Annotated in this window: 7 protein-coding genes; all 7 read left to right on the top strand. The window is 51.5% G+C overall.

From position 1 onward, the window contains the following. Nucleotides 1-133: 133 nt before the first annotated feature. The 7 genes from ACXAH1_RS23470 (at nucleotide 134) to ACXAH1_RS23440 (ending at nucleotide 18080) form a co-directional block, all read left to right on the top strand. Nucleotides 134-1741: a PQQ-binding-like beta-propeller repeat protein gene (locus tag ACXAH1_RS23470; RefSeq protein WP_475200050.1), complete on the top strand. Its 1608-nt coding sequence runs from the start codon at nucleotides 134-136 to the stop codon at nucleotides 1739-1741. After that, entirely contained in the window at nucleotides 1734-12551 is a 10818-nt protein-coding gene (locus tag ACXAH1_RS23465; RefSeq protein ID WP_475200047.1) for an RHS repeat-associated core domain-containing protein, read from the top strand. Before ACXAH1_RS23470 ends, ACXAH1_RS23465 begins: the two co-directional genes overlap by 8 nt. Beyond that, nucleotides 12552-12767, top strand: coding sequence for a hypothetical protein (locus tag ACXAH1_RS23460; protein ID WP_475200045.1), 216 nt, complete (start codon nucleotides 12552-12554; stop codon nucleotides 12765-12767). Nucleotides 12768-13226: 459 nt separating this feature from the next. Continuing rightward, on the top strand, nucleotides 13227-13424 hold the full coding sequence (locus ACXAH1_RS23455; protein ID WP_475200042.1) for a hypothetical protein: 198 nt from the start codon (nucleotides 13227-13229) through the stop codon (nucleotides 13422-13424). 173 nt (nucleotides 13425-13597) lie between these two features. Then, the gene (locus ACXAH1_RS23450) at nucleotides 13598-14464 is read left to right on the top strand and encodes an RHS repeat domain-containing protein (RefSeq protein ID WP_475200040.1); all 867 of its coding nucleotides are present in this window, start codon (nucleotides 13598-13600) and stop codon (nucleotides 14462-14464) included. Nucleotides 14465-14772: 308 nt separating this feature from the next. Continuing rightward, nucleotides 14773-17457: a T6SS effector amidase Tae4 family protein gene (locus ACXAH1_RS23445; protein ID WP_475200037.1), complete on the top strand. Its 2685-nt coding sequence runs from the start codon at nucleotides 14773-14775 to the stop codon at nucleotides 17455-17457. Continuing rightward, nucleotides 17454-18080 (top strand): hypothetical protein, encoded by a 627-nt coding sequence (locus ACXAH1_RS23440; protein ID WP_475200035.1) that lies wholly within the window; start codon nucleotides 17454-17456, stop codon nucleotides 18078-18080. The genes ACXAH1_RS23445 and ACXAH1_RS23440 overlap by 4 nt, the downstream gene beginning before the upstream one ends. Nucleotides 18081-18288: the final 208 nt, after the last annotated feature.

Genomic DNA, 18288 nt, shown 5'->3' with positions numbered 1-18288 from the left:
TTCTCATGAATATAATCATAAACTACCCCGGTTAGTTTGTTTTTTGTTCGTTTGTTTCTGCTTAAGGTTTTATCGCGTGCCTTAAATTGATACATTTGCGCGCAAATAATTTAACACATATTAGGATGTTGTTTTGAATTGGTTTTATTTGTGCGTGGTATTGTTAATGGTGGCTGGCTATCTTCCCCAGGGCAATGCGCAGCAAACGTCTGGGGCAAATTTTAATGAGTACGGACCTCAATTACCCCGACACGCCCGCGGCATACACCTCAAAGGCAGCCGCGATCAGCTAAGCTGGCCGGCGGTTTCAGGCGCAACGTATTACTACATCGAGGCCTATGAGGGCTATGAGGTGTATCAGGCACGCCACAACAGCGCGATACGTGACGGTATCATGGGTAACGACACGCAAGCGTTCACTCAGGTGGCCGCTGCCAGTGCAAGCTTCTCCGGTTCTGGTGCCGCAATTATACGGCGCTACAAAAGCTACAGCACAAGCTATACCCTGGACGCCCCGTTTGCAGATGCCCGTTACCTGATTATGCCCTGTAATCAGCTGGACTGCGGCGCAGGCTTTGTTGCCGAGTTATACGACGCACAGCAATACCATCTGGGTATAGGAACCTTTCAGACCGACAAACTCACCGTACTGCCCTGGGAGCAGGCTCAGCTCAGCTGGGAAGTCGCCGGCGCCTACCGTGTGACTTTGCTCAAAAATGGCCGCTCATATCGAACGGGCTTGCCGAGCAAGGGCAGCGAAGCGGTTAAGCTCGAACAAAGCGCGCTGTTTACGCTGCGAGCCGAGGGTCATAATCGCCGCGTGATTGAAAAGCAGGTGCAACTTGTCTATCAGCCGGTTGACGATCCCGACACAATTCACCATGGTGCCTACTCTGTGCGGCTGCAAGCCCTGGGGCTGGATCCAGTGCCGCGCACTGTGGTTGCGGCGGATGACAAATATTTGTTCCTGGTGGATAAACACAATGCGCTGCATAAGATTGACCACCGACCTGCACAGGCCAAAGTGGTCTGGACACAGCAGCTCAGCGGAAAAGTGCTTAATCGGCCGCTGGTGTTTAACAGCAGCCTGTATTTTGGGGTCAGTAAGCTCGACGGCAGCGGTGAGGTGTGCCGGGTTTCTGTTTACTACTCTACCTCTGCCTGGTGCAAAACAACCAGTGACGGCGTGATTGCCGGGGCCGCTGTTGTACGCAGAACCAGTTCCGTGGCGCAACCCATAGACGGACCGTTTGGTGTTGGCACAATGACAGCTTTACCACCGGCCCCGCTGAACGATTACGGCATTGTCTTTATCGACAACAAAGGGCTGATCATGGAATACGACAAAGCCCTGAGTAAGCTGTATCAAAGTGCTTACCTGCCAGAGCAAATGCGTGACAGTGCCTCGATTGTGACCCCATCGGTAGACGCACAGGCACGTACTCTTTACCTGCCATTTGTAAAATCAAGCAACGGCCAGCGCAGTGTGGCCGCCATTTCAATTGATGATCCGGGCGCCATTGACGATACAACGCCGGGCGGACCCATCGACCCGGGCGGCCCAATTTTACCTATAGATCCCGGCGGTCCAATAGGGCCTGGCAATCCCATTGACCTGTTTTCTGTGCCTATGCGCCTGCCGACCGAGCAGCAACTGGCGCGTGATATACAAAACGCAGCCTATAACGAAAATATGATCACCGTAGAGTGGGTACACGACACAGGAGTTGGCAATGAATAAATGGATTGCATTATTAGGGTGCCTGTTGTTAAGCGGGGCTGCTGAAGCAACCACACCTGCGACAGGCGCCGGGGTGACTCTGTCTGAGTCGGCCTTGCTCACGCGTTCAGCGCCTCTTAACAGTACAGAGCTTGCCAACAAACGCAGATACTGCTCAAGAGAGCACTATCGGGAGCAGATGGATAATCACAATGACCCCATCACGGTGCATGCACACATGGTGACGCCCAGTCAAACAGTGAACATGCTTGCTAACTATGTACACCTGACCCTTAAAAATGAGACCAAAGGCACCACCCACACACTGATTGAGGGAGACAGTCCTGGCAGTGGCGGGGTGCACAATGCGTATGACTATTTAGTGCGTGTGTCAGAAGCCGGCGAATATACCCTGACGGCCAAGTACTTTTTTCGCAGTCTTGATCCCGATGCATTAGATGGCGTCCATGTACAGAAAGTATTCTGTACTAATAAAATCAGTGTGGTAGAAAAAACTCCCATCAAACTGGCTTTTGCTGCTGAGGTTAACGAGCTCACGCTGGCGCTAAAGGTGACAGCGAGTGGAGCCGAGTTAAACGCCTTAAAAATCTGCAAAGCGAATAGCGCTGGTGGATGCGATGGCTCAGCCCTCTATTCTTGTACCAGCAGCCCAGATAATGCTTGTCAGGGCCAAGACATCTCGGCTTCAGTAACCTATCCGCTGCAGTACAACGAAGAGCAGAGGTTTGTGGCCATTGCCACAGACTATTTTGGCACAACAGGACGTGCTGAATATGCCCAGCCAAAAATTGTAGAGCCAAACACCACATCAACCGTGTCGCTTGCTGTATACACTCAGCAGGGTCAGCCGCTTGCTGATGGTGACACACTGTTCGATGACCAAGATGTGATTGTGGTCGCTGAGATTGAGGATGGTGACACCACTGAACCTAACTGGCCCAGTGCTGCTACGCTAAATGCACAGATCGGTAACAGCAGCCGTACTTATGCGCTGGACGGTGCAGGTACGCTCACGCTAAACGACAACCAGTCAAGAGTGCTTACCTGTTTCAAGTCAGGTAATTCAGTGGTTAATCGTAACAAGACGGCCTGTTTCAGACAGTATCCGCTCTCGGCTACCACAACCTTGATTGCCAGGTCAGGTGACGGCATATCCAACGCTGTCACACTCAATATGGCCACCCGCCCCAACCTGACAGGCATTGAATTAAGCGACGATGTGGTATTGCCGAATGCGCCGATGTCGGTACAGCTGGAGGCCATGGATGATGGCAAGCCGGTCGACTTACACAGACTCTCTTTGTGCCTGGTGCCAGGAGAAGGCGTTGGGGTGACCAGTTGCCAGGGCGCAACCCCAATCATTGCAGACAGCCCCACGGTGAGCAGTGGTATTTATACCGCGTCCTTTAATGCCAATGCGGCACCAGGCCGGTATGCCTTGGTGATGATTGTGGCCGACGATACGGACAGGCCAGAAGCGCAGGCGCTGTCGGCTGTGCCTTTTACCGTACAAAACAGTGCAGGGATTACCTTAAACTACAACAGTAGCAACACACAGCGTTCGCGTGACGTTGAATACAGCGAACAAATCGAGGTTGGCGCGCTCAGCTCTGAGCACAGCCATGTATGTCGAATCGCATTGGTTGAGCCAAATACGGCAAGCAACGGGGCCCTGATCGCCAGCAAGAAGATAGATCAACCTTTACCTCTGCTGGAAGACACACCGGCCACTTTGTCTGCCACCATTAAATGGACCCCCGGATTGTCACTGCCTAAGTCTCTGAAGGTGAAAGTCAGGGCATATCTTCGCACTGGCAGCCAATGCGATGAGCAGGGCGAGCATTTTGTCGACAGCACAGCAACCTATGCGTATTCGCTTAACGCGCTGGTGCCCATCAACCCGCAGCTTGAGCTGGCGCATGATGGGGCAAAGAAGCCTGGGTTGATCGACATTACTCTGACACGCAACGGCGGCCAAAGTGGCGATCATGCAACGGGTTACGACGTGTATGAATATGTGATGGATGCACCAGGTACGCCGCCTGCTCAGTTCAGTCAATGGGAGCGCATTGCAACTCTGTCGGCAGACAACTTAGTGCTGAAAACAAGCATCACCAAATCAGTCCTTGATCACAACAAGTATGCCTTTTATTGCGCGGTGGCCACCAATACCGACCACAGCGGTGAACTCAGATACAGCACCGCAGAGTGTGATCAGACCCAGATCCGTAATGAGGGGACAGCCCCGCCAGGGGCTTACTTCAGTAATGCCGGACACTTCTTTGGACCTTATACCCTAGAGATGGACTCTGAACTGGCCTATGCAGAGCAGGGTAATTTGCAGTGGTATTTTAAGCTGGAACGCAAAATTGGTGATGGATACTGGTATACGCTGGCCAGTAAGATCCCGGTCAGCCGGTTTAATGAGCATAGCCCGGAAGCCACTTATCAGGTGACATCCCCCATGGCCGATCAAGTTGTGCAGTATCGGGTCACGGCCTATAACAGCAACGGCGCACAGAGTGCATCAAGCACACAGACGGTTCAGCACACCAATGCAAAAATTGTTGAGGTAGCCAAAGGCAGTAATGCGCGGGAGTATATCGTTTCTGGCGCGGCGTTTGCCTCAACGGGCAATATTGTCTCGGTGCAACAAAATACCACTGGGATCAGCCATCAGCTGAGTGCCGCCGACATCACCTATACCAACAGTCAACAGCTCAAGATTAAGGTGCCCGAGTCGATAGATACGGCGTACTCCAATGGTGGCTTTGTGGTGGGCGTAAAAAATGCCCTCCGTGGTGCCAGTTACGCCACCTATAATGCCGACAGCACCTCCGGGCAGGTAGAAGACCCGCTTAACTATACGCCTACGGTAGGGTTTAATGGCCAGCAGTATCTGGGCAAGGGGAATGCAATTTATGCCGAGAAGGACCAGCGTACCCTGTGGTATCGCAACACCGGCGGTACGCTCAGCTCTCGTCCGGTTGTAACCCTCTCTGGCAGTGGCAGCGATGTGATCTTTGCAGGTTCGCAGGATCACCATATTTATGCCTGGAGCCAGATTGGCACCCGATTGTGGAAAACATCCACCCGCGGGCCGATTGAGGCCGAAGGCTTGGTGGTGGGTGACGATCAGCTCAGTGCGCAGTTATTTTATGGGTCGGCCGATGGCGCACTGTATGTGCTGAATGCCAAAACCGGTGCCATAGAGTATCTGTACAAGTTAGGTGCTACTGTAAGCCAGAAGCCGTTTGTGGTTGGTAATCAGATCTGGGCAGTCACTAAGGATGGACAGGTACACAAGCTGGAGCGAGACGCAGCCGGCCTGCAACCTCTGCAATGGGGTGATATGAACAGTTCATCACTGCTCAGTGCCCTGAATCGCGATTTTCCTTCTGGCTGGACGCCGGACAATGATTTCAGCTCGGCCTATCATCTGCTGCGCCTGGGGTATCTGGTGCTGGGCCGGGATCTGACCCGCTATGAATTATCCTTCCTGACCTATGCGGTAGAGCATCATAATGTCACTCTGTTTGAAGTGGCAAATGCTATGCTGACCTCTGAGGAAGGCAGACGCCGGTTTGCCTTGTCTCTGAGTGCTCAGCAGTTTTACGATCGCCTGGTTGAGCTGATGTACCATGTGCCAGCCAATGGTCTGGCAGGCTATGACAGGGCACACTGGATTAATCGTCTGAACACCGATCTGACCCGTGCACAGTTCCTGCTTGACGTACAGTGGTCATCCGGGTTTACAACAACATACAACCCCGCTGTGGCCAGCACACTGTATTATTATTACGGCGAGTGTCATCTTCAAACGGTATGTAACGAGCAGCTGGATTCCGACGGCGACAACATCAGTGATGTGGCAGAAACTGCGCTGGGCACCAATAAACTTGACCCCCGTGACGGGTTGTTAGATGCACCGGATCTCACCCTGACGCTGACGGGCGAAGGCCGCATTAAGGCTGGATTTAGCTACTCCCGTGATCTGGCAAGATTTAAACTGGTGGACGTGGCAAGTAATACGCTCCCTACGACCTATCCGGCTGCCAACCGCAAGGCCGAAGGGGTACTGATCTATCCCAATGGCAGACACAGCTTCTATGCTCAGGCCTGTATTGATGTGGCGCTGAATCCCTCGACACCTCATATTACGACTGAGTACTGCTCCACCGGTTCGGTGCAGCAAAGTGTGACTGTGCTGGATAGCCTGGCCGAAGGCCAGATAACACCCCATGCAGCACCAGTGGAGCTTAAAACTTTTAAACCTGTGAGCCAGAGTGCACTGCAGACCCATCATAAATACAGTTTTACAACAGGGAGCTTCCGGGTCAATGAGCAGGGTGCGGCCACTTATAGTATTCCTATTGCTGTGCCACAGGGGATTGCAGGTGTCACCCCTGAGGTTAGTCTTAGCTATAACAGCCAGCAACCTGAGTCTATGGTGGCACAGGGCTGGCAGTTGTCGGCAGGCTCTGCCATTACCCGCTGTCGTCAGACACTGTCACAGGACGGGGCATTTAAACCCATCTCTATTGGCGTGTCGGACGATGAAGACCGCTACTGTCTGGATGGCCAGCGACTGATACTGGTAAAGGGTGAGAGGCACGGTGAGGCCGGGGCCGAGTATCGTACCGAGATCGACTCTCAGCAGCGTATTGTGGTAGAAGTCGGTGAAGAAGCGGGTGTGCAGTTTGTGGTGTACGGCAAAGACGGTAGTAAGCGCATTTATGGCGGCACCAAGAACAGCCAGGCTGGCGGCTGGGAATACCCTGCCAGCTGGTTACTGCGCCAGAGCATGGACAGTGTGGCAGCAAACAGCAGTGCCTCTGAGCCCGCTGAAAATGTTATTAAATATCATTATCGCCACGGTGGTAAGTACGGCAATGATGATAGCGTAGTAGGCCGAATGGCTACGGTGTTATCGACGATATCTTACAGCGGTTACACCGTAACCTTTGACTATCAGGCTGGCCCGGTCCGCAATCTGGCATACACTCTGGAGGAGGATGTGCATCTTATGCAGGCACAGGCCCAGTTGACAGGGATCCAGGTTTCTCAGGGTGCAACGCCGCTGCACTACTATGATCTGGCGTTTGAAAACGGCGCCAACGGGGTGCGTCAGCTAAAGCGGGTCAGCCAGTGTGACCGGCCGGTGTCGAGCGGCTATGCCCTGTGCAAACAGCCCATCAGGTTTGAGTATGAGGACACCAAAACCTATCCGGATATGCGTGTCGCTCAGACTCTGATACATGCCACTACAAATCAGAAAATTGTTGCCACCACAGTGCTGGATACCGATGGCAATGGCGAGCCGGAGCTGGCCACACTGATCCAGCTGGAACATCCAAACCAGCATGACTTGTGCCTGATTGAGCGTGATGGCACCCAGTCTTGCCAAATGATAGAGACTAATACCCGCCTGGATAGCGTTAAGATGATGCCATTTGATCAGGAGGGAGATGGGGCTCATGGTTTGTTGATCCAGACTGCAGAACCTCGTGGTGATGCTTATGGCGCATGGCGGTATTTCACCTATGATGGCACAGGCTGGCAGGTGCGTTCACTACCTGGTAGTAGCCTAATGGGGGCTATCCGGGTTGGTGATGCCAATGGCGATGGTATGGATGATTTATTGTACACCACGGCGAATGCCTACGCTCAGGTTTATCTGGTGATGAATCAGGATGTCTTTACCGGATTGGCTCAAAGTGCCAATAGATCAATTCATGCAGGCTCCCCATTCTACTTTATGGATATGGACTTTGACGGCAAGGCCGATCTGGTGGCATCTACGTGTGAGTCTGGCGGGTGCAAGGAAATCGGTAAGTTTGATAAGATCCGTGTTTATTACAATCGTTATGATAAAGACACCGGTAAACACAGCTTTGAACTGGGCAAATGGGCGACAGAAAGTGTGGTCCATAGCAACCTAATCCCACTGGATGCAAATAACGACGGCACCGTCGATCTGATGTATCAAAATAGCAAAGATGAATGGGAATTTACTTTGGTGCAGCCTGCGCTGGGAGAGGGGCTGAAGTTTGCCTCGGGGAGCACCCGAGTTCTGACCCCGCCGAATGGGGTTGATATTGAGCAAAAGCTCAATCATTGGGCGCCAATGCTTGCTGATCTGGATGGCGATGGCCGTAATGAAATCTACGTAACGGGCCTGCCAACCTCAGGCGTGCCACAATTCGGTTTATACCGCTACGAACTTGAGCCTGAAACCATCAGTTATACTGTCCCAGAGGACATGGCTTATGCTTTGTCTGTGGTACCCAGCCCTAACAACACGGTATTTTTTGCTGATCTGGACGGTGATACCATACCTGAGCTGGTGGCTCAAAGTGCCCGAAAGCTAATTTCCCATGGCAGAACCTATCGGCAGCCTGCTGCCGGACGCCTGCGTACCATTACTCAGGGCCTGGGCAATCAAACCACCATTCGTTATGGTGCGATGTCGGATGCCAGCGTGTACACCCAGGGTGACCGCGCAGTAACCGCACAATTGCAGCAAGACAGCGGGCTGAAGGTCACTGATTTGGGTGGCGGGTCAATGCTGGTCCGAGAGGTTGAAACCAGCACACTGGATACGCAAACCGGCGACACGTCGCTGGTCGTCACCTATGAATATGAAGGTGCGCGGGTACAGTTTGGCGGCCGCGGCTGGCTGGGCTTTGCTGCCCTGACGACTGTGACTGAAAAAGACGGTCATCAGATAGCGACCCGGACTGAATACGAGCAGGCCTTCCCGCGCACGGGCATGCCAAAACGCACCACCAAAACCCTCTATGTGAATGGTCAGGCCCACATACTGAGCGATGCCGTTGATAGCTATCAGGTATCTCCTGAACAGGTTGAGCCCAAGCGTATTTATCAGGTTTACAATCAGGACAGCCGCACCTGTAGCGCGCGTGTTGACAGCGATTACTCTATCGCCGGGTATGACTGTAGCCAGACACAAACCACGCAGGACAGCTATGGTAATGTGACCAACCTGCAAGTCAGCCAGTATAGTATCGACGGCGCGGCGGAAGACTTTTTACGAGACGCAGCGCCCAGTGGTGCCATCTCAACGGTGACCACAGTGAACAACTTTGGCTCGGAGGCTGAGCAGCAACTGGGTCGTTTGCAAAGTGCAACCGTTACGCATGAGCGCGATGGAAAAACGGTGACACGCAGCAGCGAGTTCACCTACATACAAAGTGGTGAGCTGGATGGTCTGCTCGAGACCGAAACGGTGGAGCCAGAGGGCAGCTGCGACGCCTATCTGAAAACCACCCATCACCACGATAAATATGGCAATGTCGTTGGCAGACTGGTAGAGAGTAAACCGGGCTGTAACGAGGTTGGGGAGAAAATCAGCCGAACCAGCTCCACCACCTATGACGGCGAAGGACGCTATGTAACGGAGCAACACAATGGGCTGTTTACTACGCTGCTGGTGGAGTCGCGCAACAAATATGGTCAGGTAACTCGGGCTAAAAATGCCGATGGCGTGGTGCAGTCTACTGAGTATGATGCATTCGGCGGTGAAATTGGCAGCTACTCGCCAAGCGGGGCACAGCAGCGCACCCTGATGACAGACTGCCCGGCAGGGGCACCCGCATACTGCGCCTTTGCCAGCGAAAGCTATGTTAATACCGAGCTGGTGGCACGCAGTTTCTTTGATCGCCTGGGTCGTACCCTGGGTAAAGAGCGGCTGACGCCCAAGGGCCTGTGGCTGCGTGATATCAGCCATTATGACAAGCATGGTCGCGCCACTGTGGTTATCCCGGCAGGCCAGGCACCCACGTCGACTCAGTACGATGTTCTGGACAGGGTCACTCAGGTTACTGATGAGCAGTCTGACCTGATCACCACGCTGAGCGTGGATAACCGCACCACGACCACCACCGTCAGTGGCGATATTCCGGATGGCAAACAGGAAACCGTGGTGACGCACAATCAGCACGGTGAAAAGCACACTGTAACCGACCCTGCCGGTCAGATGCTGACTTATACCTACACCACGCTGGGCCTGCTGGATACCGTGTCGTCGTCAGCAGATGGCGGCGCCACCCTGATAGACAACGACTACAACGACCTGACGGGTCGTAAAACCAGCACCAAAGACAGTGACCGGGGCCACTGGCAATACACTTACAATGCATTGGGTGAGCTGCTTGTGCAAACCGATGCCAATGGCGATAAGCTGAGCTTTGAGTACGACGCGCTTGGTCGTAAAACCACACTCAAAATTAATAATGTGACGGATAGCGAGTGGCATTACGACACCAGCAAACCCTGGCGTCTGGACCAGGAGGTGCGTGGCAGCTGGGCGCGGTCATACCTGTATGACGGGCTGGGGCGTCAGGTGGCATCGGTCACCGACCTGGAGAGTGACCTGAGCTGTAAAGATCAAGTCAGCTATGAGCCATCCAGCAAAGATGTGCGGATAACAGACGCGCTGGCGTCAGTACATGACGCTAAATGTGTGGTGCAGCTGACCACCTTTGACGAATATGGTCGGGTGTTCCAGCAGTTTGATGACTATCGTCGTACCCGGGAGCGCGGTCGCTTTGTGGAGGCCCGTGGCCAGCGCTTATATTACAGCGCCGGACAGGTTGATAAAAAGCAGGAAGCACGAGAGGGCGACCGTGGCCAGCTGTACTATGTTGCCGAGTCGCATGATGCGGCCGGGCGGGTAACCAGCTACCAGAAAGGCCACTTTAGTATGGAGGTGGGCTATGACAGCCGCGGCCAGCTGAGCACGCTGGGGGTTGCTCAGGAGAGTGCCTATCGTTATATCCAGCAGCACAGCTACACCTTTGATGCGATGGGGAACCTGACCAGCCGGGCGCTGAACGCCGAAGACACGGCGACCACCTTTGGCTACGATATCCTGAACCGCATCACCACAGTCAATGGTGATGATAAGCGCTACGTCTATGACGCCAATGGCAATCTCAGAAACAAAGATGGCTGGACACAAGAGTATGGCAAGGCAGGTGACCCCCTACATGCCATCTATGAGCGGGTTAAAGGCGCGCAGACCGAGACCTTCGGCTATGATGCCAATGGCAATCAGACAGATGCAACGGTCTTGCTCAATGGGGTGTCGCAGACACGCACTCTGACCTACAGCGCCCGTAACAAGGTCACCAAAATCAGCCAAAATGGCGAGGTGATAGACTTTGAGTACGACGCCAATAACCGCCGTTATAAGCGTACCGAGGGCAAGAAAACCATCTACTACGTAGGTGCACTGGAGATAGTGGACGAGGGCACAGACGGCGGTGAATTTGCGAACCAGAAGTACATACGCCGCAGCATCAACGGCGACGCGGTGCAAACCTACCACCCCAATGGTCAGGCAAGCATGCAATGGCTGTTCACCGACCATCAGGGCTCAGTGGTGGCGATCACCGACAACGCCGGTAAATTCCTCAAGCGCTTTAGCTACGATGTGTTTGGTAAGCAAAGCGAGATAGTCAGGCCACCCAGCAGTGACGCCAGCTACACCCACTGGTCCACAGCAAGCATGGGAATATTCACCCGGGTGCCCAACAACAGCCGCAGCTACACCGGGCATGAGCCCATCACGCTGGGTGGCGACAACCGCATCATTCATATGAATGGTCGGATTTACGATGCAGACACCGGCCGGTTTATGCAGGCGGATCCGGTGGTGCAGGCGCCGAGTAACCTTCAGAATTACAATGCTTATAGTTATGTGTTGAATAATCCGCTCAGTTATACGGATCCTAGTGGGTATTTGTTTAAGAAGCTTGCCAGCTTGTATGGAAAGTACTGGCAGGCTACGAATGGCACAGTTTTAAGAGCACTGGCTAAAGTACCTGTCCTTAATGCGGCTGTTCAGATTGGCATTGGGATAGCATGTAATGCAGCGGCACCTGCCTGTTTGGGGGCTTACAACGCGGCGCAAACCTACGCAGTGACGGGAGATTTTGGTGCAGCCTTGAAGAACGGTGCTATATCGGCGGCCTCTGCTTTTGCATTCCAGCAGGTAGGTGAGCACTTTAAAGCTGAGTTCGGTATCAAGCCTGGTTCAAACTTATCATTCGCAGACTTGGATATAGGCCAGCAACTACAATGGGCAGGAAGTCACGCTTTAGTTGGTGGGATTTCATCAGTTGCATCAGGTGGCAAATTTGGCCATGGATTTATTGCGGCTGGCTTTACTAAAATGGCCATGGGTAATGCCGGGTTTAATATGAATAACCGCAAATGGTCTGCCATTGCTGGGCGGACTGCTGTGGCAGCGATTGTAGGTGGTACCGCGAGTGCGATTACCGGTGGTAAGTTCTCAAATGGTGCACGAACAGCTGCTATGATGCATTTGTTGAATGCTGAGGGAAGAAATATTAATACGCTACTGCAAAAGGAAACTACGAAGCTAGGTGTATCTATAGCCCTACCAGGTGAGGTGTTGTCACTTGTAGGTGTTGATATTGACGAAGCTGACGTTGAATTTGAGATAGGTTTAGTGAAGGATGATTCTGGAGATGTTGGTGGATATGGTTCCATATCATTTACCAAAAAAGTAGCAGGTGAATTAAATGCTAATGTCGGTATTGGCGTTGAATATGGACGAACTCAAGGTAATATTTTAGATTTTTCAGGTGAGTCTCATGGAGCAATAATAGCAGGCCAAGAGATATCAAGAGGAACAAACGGAAATTATGGGGTTAGTTTGAGTGGGAAGTTAGGTTATTCATATGGCGGAGTCATAACTCACACAAAAACAATCTCGATAAGGCAGATTTTAGGTAGTGCGAAAGCATTGTATGGTAATTAGATGGTTGATAAAATAGTAGGGCTTGCCCTTTTGTTCATATTTTTAGGTTCTTTCTTGAGTGTATTGGGAAACCTGTTAGCAACTTTAATGAATCCTGTCGAATTAAAAGCAGCTGCTTGGAAAAGGTTGGGAGTATCTCTAGTCGTTCTCTTGGTGACTTTTATAATTGCATATCATTTAGGTTATTTTATTGATAAATATGAATGGAAAAACTAGCAGATAGTGACGAAACGTAAATTAGTAACAATTTAGGGTGACAATTTAGGGTGGCACCCATTCAAAATCGGCGCTCAGTGAGCGCCTTTTTTCTGTGCAGTCACGCCAGCGCGGTGTGCAGTGGAAATCAGCGCTGGCATGCACAACAGACCAGCGGAAGGGGCATTTGCGGCCAAGTTACAAGGACACCCACCCAAAATCGTAGGCATCCAGTCTGGATTTTTGGGTGGGTGATGTGGTGGAAGCTTCTAAGCAGAGTTACATGGACACCCACCCAAAATCGTAGGCATCCGGTATGGATTTTTGGGGTGGGTGATGTGGTGGACGCTTCTAAATCGGCGTTAATGCGCCACCCTCATAGACAACGACTACAACAACCTGACGGGTCGTAAAACCAGCACCAAAGACCGTGACCGGGGCCACTGGCAGTACACTTACAATGCATTAGGTGAGCTGCTTGTGCAAACCGATGCCAATAGCGATAAGCTGAGCTTTGAGTACGACGCGCTTGGTCGTAAAACCACACTCAAAATTAATAATGTGGTGGACAGCGAGTGGCATTACAACACCGACAAACCCTGGCGTCTGGACCAGGATGGAAGTTACATGGACACCCACCCTAAACGGAGTTACAAGGACACCCACCCAAAATTGTAGGCATCCAGTCTGGATTTTTGGGGTGGGTGATGTGGTGGACGCATCTAAATCGGCGTTAATGCGCCACCCTGATAGACAACGACTACAACGACCTGACGGGTCGTAAAACCAGCACCAAAGACAGTGACCGGGGCCACTGGCAATACACTTACAATGCATTGGGTGAGCTGCTTGTGCAAACCGATGCCAATGGCGATAAGCTGAGCTTTGAGTACGACGCGCTTGGTCGTAAAACCACACTCAAAATTAATAATGTGGTGGATAGCGAGTGGCATTACGACACCAGCAAACCCTGGCGTCTGGACCAGGAGGTTCGTGGTAGCTGGTCGCGGTCATACCTGTATGATGCGCTGGGGCGTCAGGTGGCATCGGTCACCGACCTGGAGAGTGATCTGAGCTGTAAAGATCAAGTCAGCTATGAGCCATCCAGCAAAGATGTGCGGATAACAGACGCGCTGGCGTCAGTACATGACGCTAAATGTGTGGTGCAGCTGACCACCTTTGACGAATATGGTCGGGTGTTCCAGCAGTTTGATGACTATCGTCGTACCCGGGATCTCGGCCGCTTTGTGGAGGCCCGTGGCCAGCGCTTATATTACAGCGCCGGACAGGTTGATAAAAAGCAGGAAGCACGAGAGGGCGACCGTGGCCAGCTGTACTATGTTGCCGAGTCGCATGATGCAGCCGGGCGGGTAACCAGCTACCAGAAAGGTCACTTTAGTATGGCGGTGGGCTATGACAGTCGCGGCCAGCTGAGCACGCTGGGGGTTGCTCAGGAGAGTGCCTATCGTTATATCCAGCAGCACAGCTACACCTTTGATGCGATGGGGAACCTGACCAGCCGGGCGCTGAACGCCGAAGACACGGCGACCACCTTTGGCTACGATAAGCTGAATCGCGTCACCACAGTCAATGGTGATGATAAGCGCTACGTCTATGACGCCAATGGCAATCTCAGAAACAAAGATGGCTGGACGCAAGAGTATGGCAAGGCAGGTGACCCCCTACATAGTTGCGTGGACACCCACCCTAAATCGTAGGCATTTAGTCTGGGTTTTTGGGGTGGGTGATGTAGAAGAGTTGCATGGACATCCACCCGAAATCGAAGGCATTTAGTCTGGGTTTTGGCGAAGTCGGGAAGGGAAGTTACAAGGACACCCACCCAAAATCGTAGGCATTTCAGTCTGGATTTTTGGGGTGGGTGATGTGGTGGACGCTTCTAAATCGGCGTTAATGCGCCACCCTCATAGACAACGACTACAACAACCTGACGGGTCGTAAAACCAGCACCAAAGATCTTGACCGGGGCCACTGGCAATACACTTACAATGCATTGGGTGAGCTGCTTGTGCAAACCGATGCCAATGGCGATAAGCTGAGCTTTGAGTACGACGCGCTTGGTCGTAAAACCACACTCAAAATTAATAATGTGGTGGATAGCGAGTGGCATTACGACACCAGCAAACCCTGGCGTCTGGACCAGGAGGTGCGTGGCAGCTGGTCGCGGTCATACCTGTATGATGCGCTGGGGCGTCAGGTGGCATCGGTCACCGACCTGGAGAGTGACCTGAGCTGTAAAGATCAAGTCAGCTATGAGCCATCCAGCAAAGATGTGCGGATAACAGACGCGCTGGCGTCAGTACATGACGCTAAATGTGTGGTGCAGCTGACCACCTTTGACGAATATGGTCGGGTGTTCCAGCAGTTTGATGACTATCGTCGTACCCGGGAGCGCGGTCGCTTTGTGGAGGCGCGTGGCCAGCGCTTATATTACAGCGCCGGACAGGTTGATAAAAAGCAGGAAGCACGAGAGGGCGACCGTGGCCAGCTGTACTATGTTGCCGAGTCGCATGATGCGGCCGGGCGGGTAACCAGCTACCAGAAAGGCCACTTTAGTATGGAGGTGGGCTATGACAGCCGCGGCCAGCTAAGCACGCTGGGGGTTGCTCAGGGGAGTGCCTATCGTTATATCCAGCAGCACAGCTACACCTTTGATGCGATGGGGAACCTGACCAGCCGGGCGCTGAACGCCGAAGACACGGCGACCACCTTTGGCTACGACAAACTGAATCGCGTTACCACAGTCAATGGTGTTGAGCGCTACGTCTATGACCCCAATGGCAATCTCAGAAACAAAGATGGCTGGACACAAGAGTATGGCAAGGCAGGCGAGCCCTTACATGCCATCTATAAGCGGGTTAAAGGCGCGCAGACCGAGATCTTCGGCTATGATGCCAATGGCAATCAGACAGATGCAACGGTCTTGCTTAATGGGGTGTCGCAGACACGCACTCTGACCTACAGCGCCCGTAACAAGGTCACCAAAATCAGCCAAAATGGCGAGGTGATAGACTTTGAGTACGACGCCAATAACCGCCGTTATAAGCGTACCGAGGGCAAGAAAACCATCTACTACGTAGGTGCACTGGAGATAGTGGACGAGGGCACAGACGGCGGCGAATTTGCGAACCAGAAGTACATACGCCGCAGCATCAACGGCGATGCGGTGCAAACCTACCACCCCAATGGTCAGGCAAGCATGCAATGGCTGTTCACCGACCATCAGGGCTCAGTGGTGGCGATCACCGACAACGCTGGTAAGTTCCTTAAGCGCTTTAAATACGATGTGTTTGGTAAGCAAAGCGAGATAGTCAGGCCACCCAGCAGTGACGCCAGCTACACCCACTGGTCCACAGCAAGCATGGGAATATTCACTCGGGTGCCCAACAACAGCCGCAGCTACACCGGGCATGAGCCCATCACGCTGGGTGGCGACAACCGCATCATTCATATGAATGGTCGGATCTACGATGCAGATACCGGCCGGTTTATGCAGGCGGATCCGTTTGTTCAGGCGCCGAATAATTTGCAGAATTATAACGCCTATACATACGTGCTGAATAATCCGCTGAGTTATACAGATCCGAGTGGGTATTTGTTTAAGAAGCTTGCCAGCTTGTATGGAAAGTACTGGCAGGCTACGAATGGCACAGTTTTAAGAGCACTGGCTAAAGTACCTGTCCTTAATGCGGCTGTTCAGATTGGCATTGGGATAGCATGTAATGCAGCGGCACCTGCCTGTTTGGGGGCGTACAACGCAGCGCAAACCTACGCAGTGACGGGAGATTTTGGTGCAGCCTTGAAGAACGGTGCCATATCGGCGGCCTCTGCTTATGCATTCCAGCAGATAGGTGAGCACTTTAAAGCTGAGTTCGGTATCAAGCCTGGTTCAAACTTATCATTCGCAGACTTGGATATAGGCCAGCAACTACAATGGGCAGGAAGTCACGCTTTAGTTGGTGGGATTTCATCAGTTGCATCAGGTGGCAAATTTGGCCATGGATTTATTGCGGCTGGCTTTACTAAAATGGCCATGGGTAATGCCGGGTTTAATATGAATAACCGCAAATGGTCTGCCATAGCTGGGCGGACTGCTGTGGCAGCGATTGTAGGTGGTACCGCGAGTGCGATTACCGGTGGTAAGTTCTCAAATGGTGCACGAACAGCTGCTATGATGCATTTGTTGAATGGAGAGGGGCAACATTATTTCAGGAGGTTAGTTACTTCATATAAAAAAATCAATTCGCTACCCAACAAAGGTTTTACGGTTGCTGACAGTGCAGGAGGGAAGGTATCTCAAAACTTTGCACTGAGACGCACTTCACCAGACCCTGAAGTCCGTGATAACTGGTCAAATACATGTGCAATTAAAGCAAGTCACATAGAAAATGATGTTGGGGTTAATCCAATTGGCCATCCTAATGATTATGGAAGTGATATACGAGTTTTGACATCTGATAACGGGAACTATATTTACGGAGCTAGAGATTTTGCAAATAGGCTAACTGAATTACATGGTCAAGGAATTTCCGTAACACAGGGTTATGAGAACATTCGAGGGAAAACAGGCTGGATATATTATGAAAACTATCATGTGGACTTATGGGATGGGAAAGGTTTGGTTGGTAATGCTGGGGATTCAGGCGAACCAGACTATACTTCTAAGGCTATTACGTTTTGGGAGGTTAAGTGATTAAAGGGTATTTATATATTTTTGCTTTTTTTTCGTTAAGTCTGCTAGCAAAGACGGAGGAGGTTAATGAAAGTGTATTAAAAAGCTGCGGTGTTGATGTGTCGAGGAGCGATTTTGGGAGTGCCAGGATTACTGTCAACACTAGATGTGAAAGAGCTGCCTTATTTGATGAGCTTCATGAAAAGGTTGATGAATCTTTATTTGATGGAGAAATTTATTTAACATACAAAATGGTTGGTTTTCATAGCTTTCATCAAGCTAAAAATAAACAGGTTAATAAAAATTTGCTGAAATACGTAAAAGAGCAGGAAGGAGTTAAGGAGTTTTCTGGTAAGGTTTTACTTTATAACTCTCTATACAAAGAGGTGTTTTTAGGGAAGTTGTCATATTTTTCTTGGTTTGTTGACTTGGAATTATTTTTTTCGATGTATGGATGCGAAATAGCTTCGTTCCCTGGTTACGATTCTATTGGAGATGGAAGAATGCACTTAGTGAAAAGGAGCAAATTGTTAGATTTATATGGTTTGACAGGTGATAATCTCAATAAGGAATATTACTCAATTGGCTTTGAATACAATGCTGTTTTGAATTGCAAAAAAGAAGGAATTAAAATGGAAAGGTGAACACCTGGAAAAGGAAAGTTACATGGACACCCACCCAAAATCGTAGGCATCCAGTCTGGATTTTTGGGGTGGGTGATGTGGTGGACGCTTCTAAATCGGCGTTAATGAAAGTTACATGGACACCCACCCTAAACTGGCGTGCGGAATGTACGCCGTCTACCTTTAGGTATTACTCATGGATTGAGGATGATAGATTATGCCAATGGCA

Source organism: Pseudoalteromonas sp. AWH4_217, from assembly GCF_056161105.1.
This window is presented reverse-complemented; position numbering and strand designations above follow the sequence as displayed.